Annotated in this window: 20 protein-coding genes and 1 tRNA gene; 12 read left to right on the forward strand and 9 right to left on the reverse strand. The window is 72.4% G+C overall.

Translation table 11 applies throughout. The annotated features are described in order from the left end of the window. Positions 1 to 164 precede the first annotated feature (164 nt). The 4 genes from L3K22_RS04415 to L3K22_RS04430 all read left to right on the forward strand — a co-directional run bounded on the left by L3K22_RS04415 (position 165) and on the right by L3K22_RS04430 (position 3,945). Positions 165 to 1,112 (forward strand): LysR family transcriptional regulator, encoded by a 948-nt coding sequence (locus tag L3K22_RS04415; protein ID WP_263310327.1) that lies wholly within the window; start codon positions 165 to 167, stop codon positions 1,110 to 1,112. Positions 1,113 to 1,140: 28 nt separating this feature from the next. After that, positions 1,141 to 1,932 (forward strand): NAD-dependent epimerase/dehydratase family protein, encoded by a 792-nt coding sequence (locus L3K22_RS04420; RefSeq protein WP_263310328.1) that lies wholly within the window; start codon positions 1,141 to 1,143, stop codon positions 1,930 to 1,932. Positions 1,933 to 2,066: 134 nt separating this feature from the next. After that, positions 2,067 to 2,756, forward strand: a complete 690-nt coding sequence (locus L3K22_RS04425) for a Pr6Pr family membrane protein (protein WP_263310329.1) — start codon at positions 2,067 to 2,069, stop codon at positions 2,754 to 2,756. Positions 2,757 to 2,760: 4 nt separating this feature from the next. Continuing rightward, the gene (locus L3K22_RS04430; RefSeq protein WP_263310330.1) at positions 2,761 to 3,945 is read left to right on the forward strand and encodes a cytochrome P450; all 1,185 of its coding nucleotides are present in this window, start codon (positions 2,761 to 2,763) and stop codon (positions 3,943 to 3,945) included. A 96-nt stretch (positions 3,946 to 4,041) separates the two neighbouring features. On the opposite strand, the gene L3K22_RS04435 is transcribed toward L3K22_RS04430, so the two are convergent. Next, a complete protein-coding gene (locus L3K22_RS04435; protein WP_263310331.1) occupies positions 4,042 to 4,884 on the reverse strand; it encodes a maleylpyruvate isomerase family mycothiol-dependent enzyme in 843 nt (280 codons plus the stop codon). A gap of 142 nt (positions 4,885 to 5,026) precedes the next feature. Between L3K22_RS04435 and L3K22_RS04440 the strand changes: the two genes are divergently transcribed. The 3 genes from L3K22_RS04440 (at position 5,027) to L3K22_RS04450 (ending at position 8,143) form a co-directional block, all read left to right on the forward strand. Beyond that, entirely contained in the window at positions 5,027 to 5,242 is a 216-nt protein-coding gene (locus tag L3K22_RS04440) for a heavy-metal-associated domain-containing protein (protein ID WP_010549713.1), read from the forward strand. Positions 5,243 to 5,384: 142 nt separating this feature from the next. Then, a complete protein-coding gene (locus tag L3K22_RS04445) occupies positions 5,385 to 7,715 on the forward strand; it encodes a heavy metal translocating P-type ATPase (protein ID WP_263310332.1) in 2,331 nt (776 codons plus the stop codon). Positions 7,716 to 7,759: 44 nt separating this feature from the next. Further along, positions 7,760 to 8,143 carry a metal-sensitive transcriptional regulator gene (locus L3K22_RS04450; RefSeq protein WP_263310333.1) on the forward strand — a complete coding sequence of 128 codons (384 nt, stop codon included), beginning with the start codon at positions 7,760 to 7,762 and terminating at the stop codon, positions 8,141 to 8,143. A 356-nt stretch (positions 8,144 to 8,499) separates the two neighbouring features. Here L3K22_RS04450 and L3K22_RS04455 read toward each other — a convergent pair whose 3' ends face one another. From L3K22_RS04455 to L3K22_RS04475, 5 genes are read right to left on the reverse strand one after another with little or no spacing between them, the layout of a single operon-like run. Beyond that, positions 8,500 to 9,099 carry a cysteine hydrolase family protein gene (locus tag L3K22_RS04455; RefSeq protein WP_263310334.1) on the reverse strand — a complete coding sequence of 200 codons (600 nt, stop codon included), beginning with the start codon at positions 9,097 to 9,099 and terminating at the stop codon, positions 8,500 to 8,502. Next, positions 9,096 to 9,989: an SDR family oxidoreductase gene (locus L3K22_RS04460; protein WP_263310335.1), complete on the reverse strand. Its 894-nt coding sequence runs from the start codon at positions 9,987 to 9,989 to the stop codon at positions 9,096 to 9,098. Before L3K22_RS04460 ends, L3K22_RS04455 begins: the two co-directional genes overlap by 4 nt. A 53-nt stretch (positions 9,990 to 10,042) precedes the next feature. Next, positions 10,043 to 11,245 carry an alcohol dehydrogenase catalytic domain-containing protein gene (locus tag L3K22_RS04465; protein ID WP_263310336.1) on the reverse strand — a complete coding sequence of 401 codons (1,203 nt, stop codon included), beginning with the start codon at positions 11,243 to 11,245 and terminating at the stop codon, positions 10,043 to 10,045. After that, positions 11,242 to 12,318, reverse strand: coding sequence for a cation diffusion facilitator family transporter (locus L3K22_RS04470; protein ID WP_263310337.1), 1,077 nt, complete (start codon positions 12,316 to 12,318; stop codon positions 11,242 to 11,244). The genes L3K22_RS04465 and L3K22_RS04470 overlap by 4 nt, the downstream gene beginning before the upstream one ends. Next, positions 12,315 to 12,803 carry a transporter substrate-binding domain-containing protein gene (locus L3K22_RS04475; RefSeq protein ID WP_263310338.1) on the reverse strand — a complete coding sequence of 163 codons (489 nt, stop codon included), beginning with the start codon at positions 12,801 to 12,803 and terminating at the stop codon, positions 12,315 to 12,317. Before L3K22_RS04475 ends, L3K22_RS04470 begins: the two co-directional genes overlap by 4 nt. Before the next feature lie 280 nt (positions 12,804 to 13,083). On the opposite strand from L3K22_RS04475, the gene L3K22_RS04480 reads away from it, so the two are divergent. The 4 genes from L3K22_RS04480 (at position 13,084) to L3K22_RS04495 (ending at position 15,874) form a co-directional block, all read left to right on the forward strand. Next, positions 13,084 to 13,323 (forward strand): hypothetical protein, encoded by a 240-nt coding sequence (locus tag L3K22_RS04480; protein WP_263310339.1) that lies wholly within the window; start codon positions 13,084 to 13,086, stop codon positions 13,321 to 13,323. 375 nt (positions 13,324 to 13,698) lie between these two features. Continuing rightward, a complete protein-coding gene (locus L3K22_RS04485) occupies positions 13,699 to 14,739 on the forward strand; it encodes a TetR/AcrR family transcriptional regulator (protein ID WP_263310340.1) in 1,041 nt (346 codons plus the stop codon). A gap of 159 nt (positions 14,740 to 14,898) precedes the next feature. Further along, complete coding sequence (locus L3K22_RS04490; RefSeq protein WP_263310341.1) at positions 14,899 to 15,672, forward strand: ABC transporter ATP-binding protein; 774 nt, start codon at positions 14,899 to 14,901, stop codon at positions 15,670 to 15,672. A gap of 128 nt (positions 15,673 to 15,800) precedes the next feature. Then, positions 15,801 to 15,874, forward strand: a tRNA-Lys gene (locus L3K22_RS04495). 172 nt (positions 15,875 to 16,046) lie between these two features. Here L3K22_RS04495 and L3K22_RS04500 read toward each other — a convergent pair. The 3 genes from L3K22_RS04500 to L3K22_RS04510 form a co-directional block, all read right to left on the reverse strand. Next, positions 16,047 to 16,220 (reverse strand): hypothetical protein, encoded by a 174-nt coding sequence (locus L3K22_RS04500; protein ID WP_010549725.1) that lies wholly within the window; start codon positions 16,218 to 16,220, stop codon positions 16,047 to 16,049. A gap of 118 nt (positions 16,221 to 16,338) precedes the next feature. Further along, positions 16,339 to 16,950 carry a flavodoxin family protein gene (locus L3K22_RS04505; RefSeq protein WP_263310342.1) on the reverse strand — a complete coding sequence of 204 codons (612 nt, stop codon included), beginning with the start codon at positions 16,948 to 16,950 and terminating at the stop codon, positions 16,339 to 16,341. Positions 16,951 to 17,106: 156 nt separating this feature from the next. Beyond that, the gene (locus tag L3K22_RS04510) at positions 17,107 to 17,376 is read right to left on the reverse strand and encodes a stress protein (protein WP_263310343.1); all 270 of its coding nucleotides are present in this window, start codon (positions 17,374 to 17,376) and stop codon (positions 17,107 to 17,109) included. A 401-nt stretch (positions 17,377 to 17,777) separates the two neighbouring features. On the opposite strand from L3K22_RS04510, the gene L3K22_RS04515 reads away from it, so the two are divergent. Continuing rightward, positions 17,778 to 18,674: an NAD-dependent epimerase/dehydratase family protein gene (locus L3K22_RS04515; RefSeq protein WP_263310344.1), complete on the forward strand. Its 897-nt coding sequence runs from the start codon at positions 17,778 to 17,780 to the stop codon at positions 18,672 to 18,674. The last annotated feature ends 4 nt before the right edge of the window (positions 18,675 to 18,678 follow it).

Raw genomic sequence — 18,678 nt, forward strand, 5'->3', positions numbered from 1 at the left:
GTGGGTCGGGGTCGGTCGGGCCGGCGACGCTCCGTGCGGGGCGCCGAGCGCGGCGACGTCCGCGACGCTAGTGCGGCCCGACATGCGCACGCCAATAGCGGGACCTATGGGAGGTATCCCTCCTCCTATGTCGTGAGGTCATCGGCGCGGCTATCCTCGGCGCTGTGACGACCTCCACTCTCGCCCCCGTCCAGGACCTCAACCTGCTGCGCACCTTCCTCACCGTGCATCGGGCGGGCTCCTTCACCGCGGCGGCCCCCGCGCTCGGGCTCACCCAGCCCACTGTCACGGCGCAGATTCGCAGTCTCGAGGAGCAGCTGGGGCGCCAGCTCTTCCAGCGCCTGCCGCGCGGGGTGGAGCCCACAGCTTTCGCCCGGGAGCTCGCCGAGCGGATCTCCGGGCCGCTGGACGATCTCGACGTGGTCGCGGGCGGGAACTGCGAGCTCGACGGGCGCACCGCCCCGGTGCACCTGGCAGGGCCCCCTGAGCTGCTGTGCTCGCACGTGCTGCCCGCGCTCGCACCGCTGGTGGCGGGCGGGGTGCGCGTGTACATGGCGACCGGGGAGGACGAGGAGCTGCTCGAGCAGCTGCGGGAGGGCCGGCACGACCTGCTGATCACCGCCCAGCGGCCGCGCGGCCGGGCACTCTCGGTCACGAAGCTCGCGGAGGAGGAGCATCTGCTGGTCGCCGCCCCGGCCTGGGCCGGACGCGTCCAGGCGCGCGGGGAGGGCGTGCCGGTCTGCGCGGCGCTCGAGGCGGTCCCGCTGGTCTCCACGGCCGACGACATGCCCGTGGTGCGCCGGTACTGGCGCACCCACTACGGCAAGCAGCATCCGGCGGTGGGCCCGGCGCTGACGGTGCCGTCCCTGCACGCAGTGATCGCCGCGGTGCGGGCAGGGGCCGGCTACTCGGTGCTGCCGCGCTCGCTGTGCGCGGCGGACCTCGCCGCGGGTTCGCTCGTGCAGCTCGAGGAGCCCGAGCGCCCGCGCACCACGACGATGCTGCTCGTGCAGCGCCCCGGCGCCGAGCAGAACTCCGCGACAGGGCAGGTGGCGGAGGCACTCCTGGAGGCGGCTCGGACGGCGGAGCATCCTCGCCTCGCGCCCGCGTGACCGGGACCACGAGGCCCATACTGGGGGCATGACGAGGAACACCGTTCGACGACGAGTCCTGATCACCGGAGCGACCGGAGGGATCGGCTCCCATCTGGCCCGCACGCTGGCGGAGGCCTACGAGCTCGTCCTCCACGGGCGCGATCCGGATGAGGCGCCGCCGGGGCGGGAGCTGCGCCTCGCCGACCTCGCGGACCTCGCGGAGGTGACGGCGCTCATGGACGGCGTCGACACCGTCGTGCACATGGCCGGGGCCTCCTCGCCGGAGTCGAGCTGGGAGGCGGTGCTCGAGGCCAACATCGTCGGCGTGCGCAACGTGCTCGAGACGGCGCACCGGGCCGGCGTGCGGCGCGTGGTGCTGGCCTCCTCGAACCATGCCTTCGGGATGTACGACCGCCACGAGCTGTGGCCTGTCTACCCCGATCAGCCGCCGCGGGCGGACTCCCTGTACGGGGTCTCGAAGGTCTTCGGCGAGACCCTCGGCCGCTTCTACCACGACGAGCACGGCCTGGACGTGATCTGCCTCCGCATCGGCTGGTTCAGCGAGGACCCGCTCGAGGCGGAGGAGGAGATCCTGCGCGCCATGTGGCTCAGCCCCAGGGACTGCACCGAGGTGGTGCGGTGCGCGATCGAGGCGGAGGTCCGCTTCGGGCTGTACTACGCCATCTCCGACAACCCCGACCGACGCTGGTCGATGACGAACACCCATCTCGAGCTCGGCTACCGTCCCCGCGACGCCTGGACCTCCCTGCCCGGTGCGAGAGAGCACGTCGTCGAGGGAGGCGCCCCGGTGCGGGACTCCTGGCCGCGCGGCTCATGAGCGGCGCCCAGGAGCCGCGCTCCTCCCCCGCCCCTCGCCCCTCTCCCCCGCAGGCCGCGTCGGCAGCACCCACGGCGATGCCGTCGACATCGGAATCATCCGCGTCGGAGTCCTCGGCGACGGAGCCATCGGCGATGTCCTCATCGGCGATGCCGCCGCCGACGCCGTCGGGCCGCTCGGCGACCGCCGTCCGCGCGGCCCACGGCACACGGGTCGCCGTCGCGATCCTCGTCCTGGCGGCCCTGCTCACCAGCACCCTCACCGCGATCCGGGACGGCTCCCTCGCCCAGCACCTCTCCTTCTTCACGAACCAGTCCAACCTCGCCTTCGCCCTCCTGCTGCTGGCCGGGACTGCGCTGTCCCGGCGACGGCGACCGCCGTGGTGGGACGACCTGCGCGGCGCGGCCACGTTCTACCTCGTGATGACCGGGATCATCTACGCGCTGCTGGTCGCGCCGCTGGACGAGCTGCTGCGCTGGGACATCGGCTGGACGGGGATCGTGCTCCACCGTCTCGCCCCGGTCGCGGCGCTGCTGGACTGGCTCCTGACCCCGCGGCGCCGCACCCCGTCGGCCCGGCGGGTCCTGGGCTGGCTGACGTATCCGATCGTGTATCTCGTCGCGACCTGGCTGCGCGGGGGCGTGACCGGCTGGTACCCCTACGCCTTCCTCGACCCGACCGCCTCGTCCTGGCCGCAGGTGCTGGCGACGACCGGCGTGGTGCTGCTCGCCTTCCTCCTGTTCGCGGCGCTCGTGCACCTGGCGGAGGCCCGGCTGCGCAGGAAGGAGGTCCCGGCGGGGCACCTGGAGGGCTCCCTAGGATGAGGCCATGAGCCTGCCGATCCTCGACCCCACCGGACTCGAACCCCGCTCCGCGACCGACGAGCTGCGCGAGCGCTCGCCGCTGGCGCGCACGCCCGACGGGACCTGGGTGGTGCTCGGCCACGCCGAGGCGCTCGCGGTCGTCGAGGACGCGGAGAGCTTCTCCTCCGGGGTCTCGCGCTTCCTCCAGGTGCCGAACGGCCTCGACGGCGCCGAGCACGCCGCGATGCGCGCGGCGACCGATCCGTTCTTCGGTCCCGAGGAGATGGCCCGCCTCGCCCCCGTGCTGCGCGAGGTCGCCGGCGGCCTCGTGGAGGAGCTGCTGGACGGGGTGGGAGCGGCCGGCACGGAGATCGACGCGGTCGCGGCGCTCGGCGCGGTGTTCGCGGTGCGCGGGCAGACCACGTGGCTGGGCTGGCCCGCCATGCTCGAGCCCGAGCTGCTGCAGTGGATGTCCGACAACCACGAGGCCTCGCGCTCGGGAGAGCTGGAGCGGACCCGCGAGGTCGCCGAGCGCTTCGACGCGATCATCCGCTCGGTGCTCGCACCGCGTCGGGCCGCCGAGCAGGACGCGCCGGAGGATCCGACCACCGCGCTGCTGCGACTGCGGGTGCCGCTGCCGGATCCCGAGGTGCCGGGCTCGACGGAGCGGGCGCTGCACGAGGAGGAGATCGTCTCGATCCTGCGCAACTGGACCGGCGGGGACCTCGGCTCGATCGCGCTGTGCACCGGGGTGCTGCTCCATGCCCTCGCCCATGCCCCCGCTCTCGCGGATCGGGTGCGGGACGGCTCGGACGAGGAGGCGACCGCGATCATCGACGAGCTGCTGCGCATCGACGACCCCTTCGTCTCCACTCGACGGGTCGCCACCTGCCCCGTGCCCCTCGCCGGTCGCGAGATCGGTGCGGGCGAGCGGGTGCTGGTGCACTGGACCTCGGCCAACCGTGACGGTCGGGTCTTCCCAGATCCGGAGGCGCTGGACCCCGCGGGGAACGCGGAGCGGAACCTGGTCTACGGCGCCGGTCCCCACGTCTGCCCGGGCCGTCCCCTCGCGACGCTCGAGCTGCTCACGCTGCTGAAGGCGCTGCTCTCCGCGGCGGACGTGCGCCCCGGCGAGACGCCCGGCGAGCGGGAGATCGCGCCGGTGGGCGGCTGGGCACATGTCCCGGTGGTGCTGGTGCCGCGGGGCTGAGCGCCGTCGCCGCGCGGCAGGGCGGGGGTGCTCCGCACCTGCGCGCGGGCCCTGCGCGGCCGACGGCCGGCGCCGGCGCACCACGAGATCGAGAGGTCAGTCGTGCCCCTCGGCGATGAGCGAGTCGAGCTGGGCGATGCCGGCGGAGTCGCCCTGGACGGCCACGCGCTGCTCCTCGCCCTCCAGGTGCGCGAGGGCCTGCTCGCGCCCCCAGGCCCACAGGTCCAGCGCCTGCGCGGTGCCGGCGGCGCGGGCCCGCGGCAGGTCGCCGGGAGCCTGTCCGTCGGGCAGGAGGCGACCGACGGGGGCGTCGAACTCCTTCCCGTCACGGGGACGGGTCCCGCTCCAGCGGCTGATCTCCAGCATCCGGGCGGTGCCGCCCTCGGGCACGATCTCGACGACGGCGACGGGACGCGTCTCGGCCCAGCCGGGGATCCACTCGAAGCCGGCGGGCCACATCACCTCGAGCACATGGGCGAGCCCGTCGGCCGCGACCTGCCGCGGGATCGGGGTGACGGAGCGGCCGGCTGTGAGCTCGGCGTCGACGCGATGGATCGTCGCCTCGTGGGTCTGCATGCGGCGGGTGATCCCCACGCCCTGGACGGCGGAGTACCAGAACCAGGCGGGCTCGTCGTCGGCGCGGGCGACGAGCTGGGACAGCAGCGCCTCGGTCGCACTCGCGCGGCGGGCGAGGAGGGCGTCGCGCTCGGCGGGCCGCGCGTCCTTGCCCTCCTCGATCGCCATGACCTGCTCCTCGGCGGTCGCCCCGGACTCGAGGATCGCCGCCCAGAACTCGTGGACCTCGGCGAGGTGCCACAGCAGGTCGTCGGCGGTCCAGTCGGGGCAGGTGGGAACGCTCTGCTCGGGGTCGACGGAGGTGAGGGCGGCGACGGACCGCTCGGTCTCCTCGCGGATGTGGGCGACGGCATCGATGCTCATGGCCCCATCGAAGCACCCCGGGGTGACGGACGACACCCCGTTCCCCCGCAGGGACCTTGAACTCACATACCCCTTGGGGGTATAAATGGAGACAGTTCGATACCCCTTGAGGGTATACCCGGATCATCACGAGGAGAGTTCCATGAGCGCGACCACGATCGACTTCCAGGTCACCGGCATGACCTGCGGCCACTGCGAGATGTCCGTCCGCGAGGAGGTCGGCGAGGTCCCCGGCGTCACCGGCGTCGAGGTCAGCCACGAGACCGGCCTGCTCCGCGTCGGCTCCGACGCCGCGGTCGACGAGGCCGCCGTGCTCGCCGCCGTCGAGGAGGCTGGCTACTCCGCCGTCCGCGCCTGAGACCTCCGAGGGTCGCCCCGCGGCAGAGACGTCGCCCTGCGCGGCCCTCCCGTCCCGCGGCGGCCGGTCCCCACCGGCCGCCGCGGACCCGCCCCAGCCCCTCATACGACGCGGTCGCAGCCCGCGAGGAAGAAGCCCCAGGATGAGCACCAGAGAGGCCCCGCGGCCGCTCGACGTCGGCATCGAGCTCGAGATCGGCGGCATGACCTGCGCCTCGTGCGCGAACCGCATCGAGCGCAAGCTCAACAAGCTCGACGGCATCAGCGCGTCGGTGAACTACGCGACCGAGAAGGCGCGGGTCATGGCGCCGGAAGGCTACGACCCCCAGCAGCTCGTGACCACGGTCGAGAAGGCCGGCTACACCGCCGCCCTCCCCGCCCCGCCGAAGGAGCGCTCCGAGGGGGAGGACGCCGAGGAGTCGGAGGATCCCGAGCTGCGCTCCCTGCGCCAGCGCCTGATCGGCGCGGCGCTCCTCACGATCCCGGTGATCGTGCTGTCGATGGTGCCGGCGCTGCAGTTCACGAACTGGCAGTGGCTCGTCCTGACGCTCACCTCCCCCGTCGTGGTGTGGGCGGCCTGGCCCTTCCACCGCGCCGCCGCGATCAACCTCCGCCACGGCGCCACGACCATGGACACGCTCATCTCCGTCGGCGTGACCGCCGCCTATCTCTGGTCGCTGTACGCCCTGTTCCTCGGCAGCGCGGGGATGCCGGGGATGACCCATGAGTTCTCGCTGACGATCGGCCGGACCGACGGCGCGGCGAACATCTACCTCGAGGTCGCCGCGGGCGTGACCATGTTCATCCTGCTGGGCCGCTATCTCGAGAAGCGCTCGAAGCGCCAGGCCGGCGCCGCGCTGCGCGCCCTGCTGGACATGGGCGCGAAGGACGTCGCCGTGCTGAAGGACGGCGCCGAGGTGCGCGTGCCCGTCGGCGAGCTCGCCGAGGGAGACCTCTTCGTGGTCCGACCCGGCGAGAAGATCGCCACCGACGGCGTCGTCGAGCAGGGCAGCTCCGCCGTGGACGCCTCGATGCTCACCGGCGAGTCCGTGCCCGTCGAGGTGGGCGAGGGCGACGCCGTCACCGGCGCGACCGTCAACGCCGGCGGCCGCCTCGTGGTCCGCGCGACCCGCGTCGGCGCCGACACCCAGCTCGCCCGCATGGCGCAGATGGTGGAGGACGCCCAGTCCGGCAAGGCCGAGATCCAGCGCCTCGCCGACAGGGTCTCGGGCATCTTCGTGCCGATCGTCTTCGTCATCGCGATCGCCGTCCTCGCCGCCTGGCTGCTGACCGGGAACGGCGCCGAGGCCGCCTTCACCGCGGCCGTCGCGGTGCTGATCATCGCCTGCCCCTGCGCGCTCGGCCTCGCCACCCCCACCGCCCTGCTGGTCGGCACCGGCCGCGGCGCCCAGATGGGCATCCTGCTCAAGGGGCCCGAGGTGCTCGAGTCCACCCGCCGCGTCGACACCGTGCTGCTGGACAAGACCGGCACCGTCACCACCGGGAGGATGACCCTCACCGAGGCGGTCGCCGCCCCCGGCACCGACCCGGCAGAGCTGCTGCGCCGCGCCGGCGCCGTCGAGAACGCCTCCGAGCACCCGATCGCCCAGGCCATCGCGCAGGGCGCTGCCGCCCGGGGGGCGGCGGGGGCCGACGGCACCCTGCCCGAGGTGACCGACTTCGAGAACCTCGCCGGTCGCGGAGTGCGCGGCACCGTCGAGGGCGCCCGGGTCCTCGTCGGGCGGGAGAACCTGTTGGACGGCGTCGCGATGCCCGCCGAGCTCGCCGCCGCGAAGGCGTCCGCGGAGGCCCGCGGCGAGACCGCCGTGGTCGTGGTCTGGGGCGGCGAGGCGCGCGGCGTGCTCGTCGTCGCCGACACCGTCAAGCCCTCCAGTGCCGAGGCCATCACCCAGCTGAAGGGCCTCGGCCTCACCCCCGTGCTGCTCACCGGCGACAACCGCGCCGTCGCCGAGCACATCGCGGCCGAGGTCGGGATCGACGAGGTCATCGCCGAGGTCATGCCCGAGGACAAGATCGCCGAGGTCACCCGGCTCCAGGAGCAGGGCAGGATCGTCGCGATGGTCGGCGACGGCGTGAACGACGCCCCGGCGCTCGCCCAGGCCGACCTCGGCCTCGCGATGGGCACCGGGACCGACGTCGCGATCGAGGCCGGGGACATCACCCTGGTGCGCGGCGACCTGCGCTCCGCCGCCGACGCGATCCGCCTGTCCCGTCGTACCCTCTCCACCATCAAGGGCAACCTGTTCTGGGCCTTCGCGTACAACGTCGCGGCCATCCCGCTGGCGGCGCTGGGCCTGCTGAACCCGATGCTCGCCGGGGCCGCGATGGCGTTCTCCAGCGTGTTCGTGGTCGGCAACAGCCTGCGCCTGCGGTCCTTCCGCAGCCGTGCGCTGGAGAACCCGCAGGCGTCGGCCTCCGCCGCGCCCGAGAACCGTCAGAAGGTCGCGGCCTGACCGCCCGCTCCGCTCTCCCCGACCGCCCGCCCCAGGAGGACCCCATGACCACCATCGATCCCATGGCCGCCGTCGACGGCACCGCCGAGGCGGAGGCTCCCGTGACGGGCGCCGCGGAGGCCGGTGCCGCCGAGGGCCACGAGCACCATCATGGCTACATCTCCGACAAGTCCCGCTATCTCGCGCGGCTGAAGCGGATCGAGGGCCAGGCCCGGGGTCTGCACCGGATGGTCGACGAGGAGAAGTACTGCATCGACATCCTCACGCAGATCTCCGCGCTGAAGAGCGCGCTGGACGGCGTGGCGATGGGCCTGCTGGACGACCATTTGCAGCACTGCGTCCTGGATGCGGCCCGCTCCGGCGGCCCCGAGGGCGAGGAGAAGCTCAAGGAGGCCTCTGCCGCGATCGCCCGGCTCGTGCGCTCCTGACAGGACGGCTTCGGGGTCGGCGGAGCCGGGCATCGCCTGGTGACGACGTGGCGCCGATCACACGCTCGGACGGAGCGGACGCGACATACCGCCTCTGACCGACGCACCGCGAGGGACGAGGAGCACACCGATGCATGGAGCCGCCGCTGAGCCGTCTCACGGCGACAACGTGCGCACAACGCCCCGAGGACATCGGGAGGGGATCCTCGACGGCGCGTCGGAGATGTTCGCCGAGCACGGGACAACGTCTGCCTGTCCGGCTGCGGCCTGACGACGGCGCCCCGAGCCCCGGCCACGGGGACCCCGATCCGGATCGCCAGGCCCACCGCGCCTCCTGAGAGCGTGCCGCGCGACGCTCAGGACCGCAGACGTGAGAGGGCATCCTCGAGCGTCACGAGCTCGGCCTGCCGATCGCCGACCAGGAGGGCGAGGACCGTGCGCATGTGCTCGGTCCGCTCGTCGGCGACCGCATCCTCGCCCACCGCGGCGCGGACGTTGTGGGCATAGGCGTCCCGGGCGGTCTGGGCGATGCAGGCATGGGTCGAGACGCCGGCGATCAGCACCCGGTCCACTCCCAGGTTCCGGAGCCTCAGGGCGAGGTCGGTGCCGAACCAGGCGCTGTCGCGGGTCTTCTCGACGCCGGTCATCCCGGAGGTGTCCAGCTCGTGCACCACAGCGGTGCTCGGATCACCGTGGAACAGGTAGCCGTGGTCGTCGTCGAGCATGCTCAGCGTCCAGGTGGAGCGATCGCGACTGTGCTCGGTCGTGACCAGCAGGATCGGGGCCCCGGCCTCGCGGGCTCCGTCCGCGAGCGCCCCCACCGCGGCGAGGACGTCGGCGCGGGCGACGGCGAGGCCGGGAGCCTCGAAGAAGGCCTCCTGCAGGTCGACGAGCAGCAACGCGGTGCGCAGCGTCGTTCCCTGTTCCGCGGTGCGCGTCGTGCGGTCCGCGCTCACGGGGTCGGGCTCCCTCCCGTCACGGCGAGGGTCTCCCCGAGCACGTAGCTGGACTCGGAGGAGGTGAGGAAGACGTAGGCCGGCGCGAGCTCGGTGGGCTGGCCGGCGCGGCCCAGCGGCGTGCTCTTGCCGAACTCCGGCAGCGCCTCCTTGGGCTGTCCGTCGGAGACCTGGAGCGGGGTCCAGATCGGGCCCGGCGCGACCGCGTTGACGCGGATGCCGCGCGGAGCGAGCTGCTGGGCGAGCCCCTTGGTGAAGGTGTTGATCGCCGCCTTGGTGGAGGCGTAGTCCACGAGCGTGGGCGAGGGTTCATAGGCCTGGACCGAGGTCGTGTTCACGATCGTGGAGCCGGCGGGGAGGTGCTTCAGCGCCGCCTTGGTGATGCGGAACATCGCGTGGATGTTGACCGCATACGTGTCCTCCCACTGCTGGTCGTCGATCTCCTCGAGGGACTCGACCGCGATCTGACGACCCGCATTGTTCACGAGGGCGTCGAGACCGCCGAGCCCTTCCACCGCGTCCTCGACGAGCCGGCGGCAGAACTCGGGATCGGCGAGATCGCCGGGCAGCAGCACGGCGGTGCGGCCGGCCTCCCGGATCACCTCGGCGATGCGCTGCGCGTCCCGCTCCTCCTGGGGGAGGTAGTTCAGGGCGACGTCGGCGCCCTCGCGGGCGAAGGCGATCGCGACCGCTGCGCCGATGCCGGAGTCGGCGCCGGTGATCAGCGCGCGGCGGCCCTCGAGGCGGCCGGTGCCGCGGTAGGACTCCTCGCCGCGGTCGGTGCCGGGGATCAGCTCGGCGTCCAGTCCGGGCTCGGGCTGGTCCTGCTTCGGCGGGGTGATCTCGGGGAAGCGCGTGACGGGGTTCGTGAAGGTGAGCTGGTCGGCCATGGGTTCTCCTCGGTAGAGGTGGCGGGTGTTCGCGGCGGTGCGACGGGAGCGGTTCAGGGGATCGTCGGGGCGGAGGCGATCGTCGGGTCGAGGACGACCTTGATGCAGCCGTCGTGCTTGCGCTGGAAGAGGTCGTAGCCCACGGCCGCCTCCTCCAGAGGAAGCCGGTGGGTGACCAGGTCGCCGACGCCCAGGGGATCCGCGGGGTCCTCGACCAGCGGCAGCAGCGCGTCGGTCCAGACCCGCACGTTGCACTGGCCCATGCGCAGCTGGAGCTGCTTGTCGAACATCGTCAGCAGCGGCATGGGGCTGGCCGCGCCGCCGTAGACGCCCGAGAGGGAGACGGTCCCTCCGCGGCGCACGAGGTCGATGGCGGTGTGCAGGGCGGCGAGCCGGTCCACCCCGGCGCGCTCCATGAGCGGCTGCGCGACCGCGTCGGGAAGCTTGCCGGCGAGGGTCTGGGCGAGACCGGCGACCGGGCTGCCCTCGGCCTCCATGCCCACGGCGTCGACGACGGCGTCGGGCCCGCGCCCCTGGGTGCGCTCGCGGATCTCGCCCACGGCGTCCTCGTTCAGGTCCAGCACCTCGATGCCGTGACGCTCGGCCATGGCCCGGCGCTCGGGGACGGGATCGATGCCGAACACGCGCGCCCCCAGGTGGCGCCCGATCCGGGCCGACAGCTGGCCGACAGGTCCCAGGCCGATCACCGCGAGGGTGCGGTGCGCCGGGACACCGGCGTACTGCACGGCCTGCCACGCGGTGGGGAGGATGTCGCTGAGGAAGAGGTAGTTGTCGTCGGGCAGCTCGGTGCCGACCTTCATCAGACCGTAGTCGGCGTGCGGCACCCGGAGGTGCTCGGCCTGACCGCCGGGGACCTGGCCGTAGAGCTTCGAGTAGCCCAGCAGCGCGGCTCCCGTGCCGCGCTCGGTCACCTGGGTGGTCTCGCACTGGGAGGGGAGCCCCTGCCCGCACATGGCGCAGTGCCCGCAGGAGATCGTGAAGGGGACGACGACCCGGTCCCCGGGGCGCACCCCGGTCACCTCGGAGCCGACCTCCTCGACGATCCCCATCGGCTCGTGCCCGATCACGTCGCCGGGTGTCATGAACGGTCCGAGGACCGAGTACAGGTGGAGGTCGGAGCCGCAGATCGCGGTGGAGGTGATGCGGACGATCGCGTCGGTGGGCTGCTGGAGGATCGGGTCGGGCACGGTCTCGACGCTCACGTGCTCGGTGCCCTGCCAGGTCACTGCTCTCATGGTCCCGCCTTCCGGTGGTGATCTCGGGGGTGTGGTTCCACGCTAGGGGCGCCGTCGGTCCCCGTCCGCAGTGTCGACCGAAAGGTCTGCGTCGGCGGCAGCTCGGGAACGGGGGCGATGACGACGTCGTGCACCTTCCAGTCGAGCTCCTCGATCCGGTCGCGCAGCGCGGCGATCCGGTCGAGGCTCGGCTCGGTCCCCGCGGCGGGGACCACGAACACCTCGGCATGGAAGACGTGCCCCTCGTCGCGGACCCGGGCCGAGGCCTCCCCCACCCAGGACTCCTCCTCCGCCCGCTCCTCGATCCGGCGCGTCAGCGGATGCGGTGCGGAGTCGTCGAAGGTCCGCGCCTCGGCGTCGGTGAGCCCGCCGATAGAGCTGCGAAGGTTCTTCACCCCGTCATGCAGGATCGAGAGGGACACCAGCAGCGCGGCGGTCGCATCCGCCCACCAGAGCCCGAGCCCCACCCCGATCACACCGGCGATGGTGGCGACCGCGGTGGACCAGTCTGCCTTGCTCATGTCGGCATCGGCGAACAGCACCTTGTCGTGCAGCGTCTCGGAGAGCGCGAGCTTCTTGTACCCCAGGAACACCGGGCCGATGCTGGTCACCACCATCACGGCGACCATCAGCCAGCCGGACCAGATCGCGTGGCCGAAGAGGACGGTCAGTCCGATCGGCGGCCTTTCGACGGTCACCAGGGTCATCACCGAGTCGATCGCGAGATAGCCGCCCATCGTGAGCAGCGCGATCGCGGCGACCAGGTGGGCGACCCCGATCGAACGGTGGAAGCCATAGGGGTGGTGGCGGTCGGGCCTCTTGCGGATCCGTCGCGCCGCGACGAGGAAGGCGATCGGGGGCAGCAGCGAGAGCATGTCCTCCGCCCAGGCGGCCCGCATCGCCTGGGACTGCCCCGCGACGAGCGCGACCAGCGCGACGGTCGCCGCCATCCAGGCCAGAGTGATCCACTCGAGGCGTCGGGCCCGGCGCAGCGTCTCGCGCTGCTCCTCGCCGAAGGCGTCGTGGCCCGACCCCGTCGCCTCCTCGCCGCCCTCGCCCTCGGAGCCGTTCACAGCTCGCCCTCGCGCTCGGCGAGGAATCGCTCGATGTCGATCATCAGCGCGTTCTCCCCCGGCTGCACGCCGACGACGATCTTCACCTCGGCGCCGTCGGGCCCCGTGGTCGTGGTGTAGGGGCGCGTCGTGGCGATCTCGGAGGTCCAGGGGACGTCGGAGGCGAGCCCGCCGACGACCACGTCGAGCTGTCCCTCCCGCATCATCGCCGCCAGGGTGTTCTCCCCTGCCGGCACCCACTCGACCTCGGCGTCGATAGTCTCGGCGTAGTCGGTGAGCAGCTCGACCTCGGAGCCGCCGACGGTGCCGTCCGGGGCCACGTCGGTCCAGGGCCGGTTCTCGCTGACACCCACCCGGAGCACACCGTCCCGGGCCCGGTCGAGGGTGCGCTGGGGATCCGCGGGGAAATCGCCCTGGCAGCCGCCCAGGAGGACCGTCGCCGCCGCGACGAGCAGCAGCGCCGTGGGCCGTCGGGGAATGGTCATGCCCGCGTCTCCGTCTCCTCGTGCCCTCCGTGCGCGTCGCCGCGCACCGCTCGTCTCCGCACCGCTGTCCTGTCTCACCTGCCTCATGGGCGCGACCCTAATGAGCTCGACCCTACTCAGCGCGGGCCGCGCCGGGCCGTCCGATCGGTCCAGGCCTCCTGCCTGCAGGGGCGCCGCGCCCGGTTGACCGTCGTGACGACGGGGCATGGGATGGGACGTGCCGACGCCGTCCTGACGACGGTGCCGCACGACCATCGACGAACGACCGGAGAGAGGGACGATGATGAACCACGCCGACGACGGTGGACGGATCACCGGGACGAAGGACAAGAACTACGACCTGATCTGGTTCGCGGAGCAGTGCCTGTCCAACGCCCTGCGTCTGGAGACCTACCGCACCGACGCGGAGGAGGCCGGCGACACCGAGCTCGCCGACCTGTTCGGCAAGGCGCAGAGCGACAGCACGAAGGGTGCGGAACTCGCCAAGGACCTGCTCGCACGGCGTCTCGACGCCCGCTGACCCACCCACCCGCGTCGGCACGCCCGGCCCCTGTCCTCGCGCGCCGACCGGGCCGGCCCCGGCAGCGCTCCCGGACGAGCGATGCCGGGGCCGGGCCGCGTCGGCGTCCCGCACGGAGACCGACCATGCGGTAGGGATCCTCACGGGCCGCCACCGATGCAGCCGGGAGGAGGCCGTCGAGCTCCCAAGACGGCCTCGAACACCGCAACGTCACGTGGAGCGAGCTGGCGGCCCAGCTCGTCGCCTCGATGAGTTCCGCGCCCTCGACCACGTCGTTCGAGACGCAGGAGCGCGGTTCGTCCCCGGGTGGGCTAGGCTCCGGGTGAGGTCTAGCAGGAGGCCTCTCCGCCAGCGTGCACGAAACGGCCTCCTCTCATGCCCCACTCCCTCTCCGTGACGGTCCATGTCGATCTGGACCTCCACGAGGTCGTCCTCTCCATCGCCGGATGCCTCACCGTCCGGACCTACGATTCCGTGCTCCCCATCGTGGCCCAGGCCCGGGGTCTCGAACCCGCTCCGCGCCTCACCCTGGACCTCCTGGACATGCAGCACATCGACGTCGATGGGCTCCTCCCCCTGCGTCAGGCGATCGACCTCGCCGATCCCGAGCAGGCGGTGCCCATGAGCATCAAGGCACCCGAGACGCTCCCGTCGTGCCCGCTCAGCCCCGCCGCCCCGAGGGCCGACGGCTCGGACTCGCCGCCGCTGCAGCTCCACCGGCGGACCGATGCCCCGGCGACCGCTGGATCCGACGATCCCCGACGGCTCCCGTCCGCCGCGGCGAGCCCGACGATCCTCACCGAGCGCGCCCGTCGGGGCATCGCACCGCGCAGCAGGCGGGAGGAGATCCTCGCCGGGGCCGCCGAGATGTTCGCCGAGCACGGCTATCACGGGGCGAGCCTGCGCGACATCGCCGGCCACATCGGGATCTCCCATCCGGGGCTCATGCACCACTTCCCCTCGAAGGACAGCCTGCTCCACACGGTCATCGACTCCCTCGAGGACCGCACGCAGCGGACCCTCGAGGAGGTCGAGCGGCTGAGCGTCGAGCCTGAGGCGCTCATGCAGGAGCTCGCGGCAACCTGGCACCCGGGGGCCCTGCACGTGCGGCTGCTGGCCACGCTCGCCGCCGAAGCGGTCAGCGGCGATCACCCGGGACGCTTCCGCATGGCGCGGCTGCGACGCGTGCACGAGAACATCTTCGAGCAGTGCTTCACCGCCTACGGCGAGCAGGGGATGCTGCGCAGGGGCGTCGATCCCGGCTTCGCCGGCAGGGCGCTGCTCGGACTCGTGCTGAACCTGGCCGTCCGCGAGAAGACGGTGCGGGCGATGCAGGGTCCGACCCATGACGACGGTCCCGTCCAGGAGCTCGCCCGGATGATGCGCTCGTTCCTCTCGAAGGACGCCGTGGGCTGACCCGGAGGTGCCGCGTCGGGCCGCGTCGGGCCGCGTCGGGCCTCGTCGGGAGCCGTCTGGTCGCCCGCCCGGGTGGTCCACTCCGAGGGTGTTCCCCGGCGCGGCCCAGCCGGGCTGGCTAGAGTGACCGAGGCCGCTCACTCCGCGAGAAAGTCACCGATGCCTGCACCGACCGCCCTCACCGCCACCGCCCTGCACGCCGGACATCCCGGCGAGGCCGTGCTCAAGGGGGTCGACCTCGAGCTGCGCGCCGGGCAGGGGCCGCTGGGCCTGCTCGGAGCCTCGGGCGCGGGCAAGACCACGCTGCTGGCGGCCCTCGCCGGGGAGCACCGCCCCAGCTCCGGCCGCGTCCAGTGGGAAGGGCGGGACGTCGCGAAGCTGCGGGGGAAGGACAGGCGCCGCTTCCGCGCCGCCGTCCGCTTCGTCTCCCAGTACGCGATGACGATCACGGACCCTCGCGAGACCGTCGGCTCCCGCCTCCAGCTCGCCGCGAAGGAGGCCCGCAAGGGCGGCCGCACCCACTCCGTCTCCCCCGCCGAGACGCTGGAGAGCGTCGGGCTCGAGGAGCGCTTCCTGCCCCGCACCATGCGCACCCTCTCCGGCGGCGAGATCCAGCGCGTCGCCCTCGCGACCGCGCTGTCGACCCGGCCCGAGCTGCTCGTCCTGGACGAGCCGCTGACCGCCGTGGACCCCAACACCCGCGCCCGCCTCGCCCGCTCCCTCGGCGCGACCATCGAGCGCCTCGGCATCGGCGCGCTCATCGCCTCCCACGACCTCGAGCTCCTGCAGCGGCTGTGCCCCGAGATCGCGGTGCTCGGCCGGGGCCGGATCCTCGCCCGCGGCCCGCTGGCCGAGGTGCTCGCCGATCCCGAGGACGAGGAGATCCGCGAGCTCGTCGCGGCCCATCCCGTGGCCGTGCAGCGCTTCGCCTGAGCGCGGCGTCGCCGGCCCCATGCCCCTGCTCGCTGGCCCTCCTCGACGCCCCTCGCTGTTCCCTCGCTCACAGCACGGCCTCCCGAGTTGGACAGCGGGCGTCGCGAGGGTAGAGTTCTTCTCTGTCGGCGCCATTAGCTCAGTTGGTTAGAGCAGCTGACTCTTAATCAGCGGGTCCGGGGTTCGAGTCCCTGATGGCGCACCCGAGGAAGAAGCCCCACCGGTCACCCGGTGGGGCTTCTTCGTGTCCCGGAACAGTCCGAGGCCATCGACGAGGTCCCCTACGGACACGTCGTGATCAGGCGCCGCTGATCTGGTCGGCCGTCCCTCAACGGCCGGGACGTGCAACCCTGTGAGCCGGAGATCGGGCGACGTCAGGGCCGAAGGCCCAGCACGATGCCGAGGGCAGCACCGAGCAGGAGGCCTGCTCCGGCGGTGATCAGCACACTGCCGGTGAGGGGCAGCAGGATGCCGATGGACAGCGCGAAGCCGATGATCATTCCGAAGGGCAGCCATGTGGCGTCGAAGGGGCGGCGTTTCTGCGGCATCGTCGAACTCTCCGTTCTGTCGGCTCTCTCCGACGTGATCGAACTGCCCCCGGACGACGGCCTTCACGCGGTGGCCACGTCGGAGGAGGAGGCGCGGACCCGCCGGACGTGGGACGGGCTAACGTCCCGGATAGGCACTGTCCGAGAGCAGCGTCGCGAGGTGCACCGCGTTGGCAGCAAGAGCGTTCGTCGTCGACGCCACGGCCTCCGGCGTCTTCGCGAGGTCCTTGTAGTCCCGAGGATTCATCGCCTCGCTGTTCCAATAGGTGCCACCCTGCGCGGGGATCGTGAAGCCGATGTCGTTGAGCGCCTGGAACGAGTCGGCGATGATCTTGTGGGCGCCGTCCTCGTTGCCCACGACGGCCACCACTGCCGTCTTGCCGTACATCGCCGGGCGGCCGTGCGCATCCGTCCGATACAGTTCGGCGTCCAACCGTTCGAGAACCCGTTGGGCGACGCTGGACATGTGGCCGAGCCAGGTCGGGGTCGCGAACACGAGGATATCGGCGGAGCGCACTCGATCCGCGATCGCCGGCCACTCGTCCCCGCCGCCCATGTCCTCCTCGACCCCGGGCCGCACGTCGAAGTCGACCACACGCACTACGTCGCCATGCACACCGTGCGTGCCGAGCTCGTCGAGGACCTGCCGGGCCATGACATCGCTGCTCGATACCGCCGGCGACGCCTTGAGCGTGCAGACCAGGGCGATTGCTTCCAAACTCTTCGTCATCGGTGGCTCCTCGAACAGTCGGTTCAATGGTCGGTCGACCAGCGGTCGTCAACGGGCTCGGGCACCCCGGCGCGCTCGCGAGGGCTCTCGCTGCAGGTACGCCGACGACTCTCCGATCCCGGAGTCCTCGCCCGGGCGCACCAGGCGCGCGAGCTGTCAGGAACCCTGGCCGCTGTTGCGGCCGCCCTCGCGCTTCGCCTCGGCCGGCTGCGCCTCTGCGCCACTTCGCCCGGCCTCGCTGGGATCGGCGGCGTTCTGCTCGCCGAAGCTGCCGGAGCTGGCCCGGCCGCCCTCCTGACCGACCTCGCTGGGATCAGCAGCGTTCTTCTCGCCGAAGCTGCCGGAGCTCTCCTGGCCGCCCTTCTGAGCCTGCTGTTCTGTATCGCTGCGGTTGCCGACCTGTCCGGGGTTGTTCTGATCAGCCATCGTGATCTCCTCTTCCGGTGAGCCGACCCTGAGGCCAGCTGAGCCATCTGCTCGCCTTCGACCGTAGGCCGACCGGCGGACGATGCACAGGCCGTGAACCGAACGGAAGGGCGAACGGAAGAGGGCCTCCTCCATACCGCGTCGCACGCCCTTCGCACGCCTTCATGCGTCGACGGCCTCTCGGGTGCCAGCACCGTCCACGCACAGCCCTCTTTCCGCACGGAACGGGAACAGCTCGAGGTCGATCATGCGGTGAAAGGTGAGACCGTCGGACCGATGGTGCCGCCCGAGCCACAGAGACCGTCGGCGGCGCGGGGACCAGCGCCGATCCCCTAGACTCGTACCTCCCAAGGGAAGTCAGCGCGAGGGCCGGGGAACGGCCCTCAGCGAAGGAGGTCAGCGTGAGGATCGCGGTCACCGGTGCCACCGGAGTGCTCGGCCAGGAGGCCGTCGAGGCGCTCGTCGCCGCCGGGCACGAGGTCACGGGCATCACCCGCCGCGATTCCGGGGTCCCGATCGTCGAGGGCCGCGGCGGTGCCGCCGTGGTCGCCGACGTCTTCGACGCGACCGACCTCGCCCGCGCCTTCCGCGGCCATGACGTCGTGATCAACACCCTCGCCCACGTGCCCGTCGGCATGGCGGGCCTGCGCCCGCTCGCCTGGCGCGAAGACGACCGCCTCCACCTCGAGGCCTCCGTCGCGATCGCGAAGGCCGCCGCCGACGCGGGCGTGCGCAAGCTGATCCAGGAGTCCTCTGTCTTCCTCTACCCGGACAACGGCACCGACTGGATCACCGAGGACCAGCCGCTGTCCGTGCGCAACCAGGCGTTCCGCCCCCGCGTGCGGGAGATGCGGGCGGCGGTGGACTTCGCGACCTCCGGCCGCAGCGCCGTGGTCCTGCGCCTCGGCCAGCTGTTCGGCCGCGACCCGCAGACCACCCATGCGCTGAAGGCAACCCGCGAGGGCGACCCGATCCTGCTGGGCAAGCCGGAGAACTACATCACCCTGCTCCACCACACCGATGCCGGTCTCGCCTTCGTCGCCGCGCTGCGGGCCGACAGCGGCTTCTACAACGTCGGCGGGGAGCCGATCACCCGCGGCCGCTGGGCGAAGGACCTCGCGATGGAGGCCGGGGTCGAGACGCCGGCGAAGTTCTATCCCGAGATCACGCAGGCGATCGTCGGCACCCGGCTCGAGGTGCAGCGGCGCTCGCTGCGCGTCTCCTCGGTGCGGTTCATGTCCGAGACCGGATGGCGGCCGACGGTGGGCCCGTCGACGAAGGGCTGGTCGCGCCGCTGAGCGC

The organism is Brachybacterium atlanticum (genome assembly GCF_025669985.1).
Taxonomy (GTDB): Bacteria; Actinomycetota; Actinomycetes; order Actinomycetales; family Dermabacteraceae; genus Brachybacterium; species Brachybacterium conglomeratum.

Coding starts and splice junctions, on each gene's coding strand:
- L3K22_RS04420 (WP_263310328.1), top strand. CDS start 1,141: ATGACGAGGAACACCGTTCGACGACGAGTCCTGATCACCGGAGCGACC.
- L3K22_RS04425 (WP_263310329.1), top strand. CDS start 2,067: ATGTCCTCATCGGCGATGCCGCCGCCGACGCCGTCGGGCCGCTCGGCG.
- L3K22_RS04430 (WP_263310330.1), top strand. CDS start 2,761: ATGAGCCTGCCGATCCTCGACCCCACCGGACTCGAACCCCGCTCCGCG.
- L3K22_RS04435 (WP_263310331.1), bottom strand. CDS start 4,884: ATGAGCATCGATGCCGTCGCCCACATCCGCGAGGAGACCGAGCGGTCC.
- L3K22_RS04440 (WP_010549713.1), top strand. CDS start 5,027: ATGAGCGCGACCACGATCGACTTCCAGGTCACCGGCATGACCTGCGGC.
- L3K22_RS04445 (WP_263310332.1), top strand. CDS start 5,385: ATGAGCACCAGAGAGGCCCCGCGGCCGCTCGACGTCGGCATCGAGCTC.
- L3K22_RS04450 (WP_263310333.1), top strand. CDS start 7,760: ATGACCACCATCGATCCCATGGCCGCCGTCGACGGCACCGCCGAGGCG.
- L3K22_RS04460 (WP_263310335.1), bottom strand. CDS start 9,989: ATGGCCGACCAGCTCACCTTCACGAACCCCGTCACGCGCTTCCCCGAG.
- L3K22_RS04465 (WP_263310336.1), bottom strand. CDS start 11,245: ATGAGAGCAGTGACCTGGCAGGGCACCGAGCACGTGAGCGTCGAGACC.
- L3K22_RS04475 (WP_263310338.1), bottom strand. CDS start 12,803: ATGACCATTCCCCGACGGCCCACGGCGCTGCTGCTCGTCGCGGCGGCG.
- L3K22_RS04480 (WP_263310339.1), top strand. CDS start 13,084: ATGATGAACCACGCCGACGACGGTGGACGGATCACCGGGACGAAGGAC.
- L3K22_RS04485 (WP_263310340.1), top strand. CDS start 13,699: ATGCCCCACTCCCTCTCCGTGACGGTCCATGTCGATCTGGACCTCCAC.
- L3K22_RS04490 (WP_263310341.1), top strand. CDS start 14,899: ATGCCTGCACCGACCGCCCTCACCGCCACCGCCCTGCACGCCGGACAT.
- L3K22_RS04500 (WP_010549725.1), bottom strand. CDS start 16,220: ATGCCGCAGAAACGCCGCCCCTTCGACGCCACATGGCTGCCCTTCGGA.
- L3K22_RS04505 (WP_263310342.1), bottom strand. CDS start 16,950: ATGACGAAGAGTTTGGAAGCAATCGCCCTGGTCTGCACGCTCAAGGCG.
- L3K22_RS04510 (WP_263310343.1), bottom strand. CDS start 17,376: ATGGCTGATCAGAACAACCCCGGACAGGTCGGCAACCGCAGCGATACA.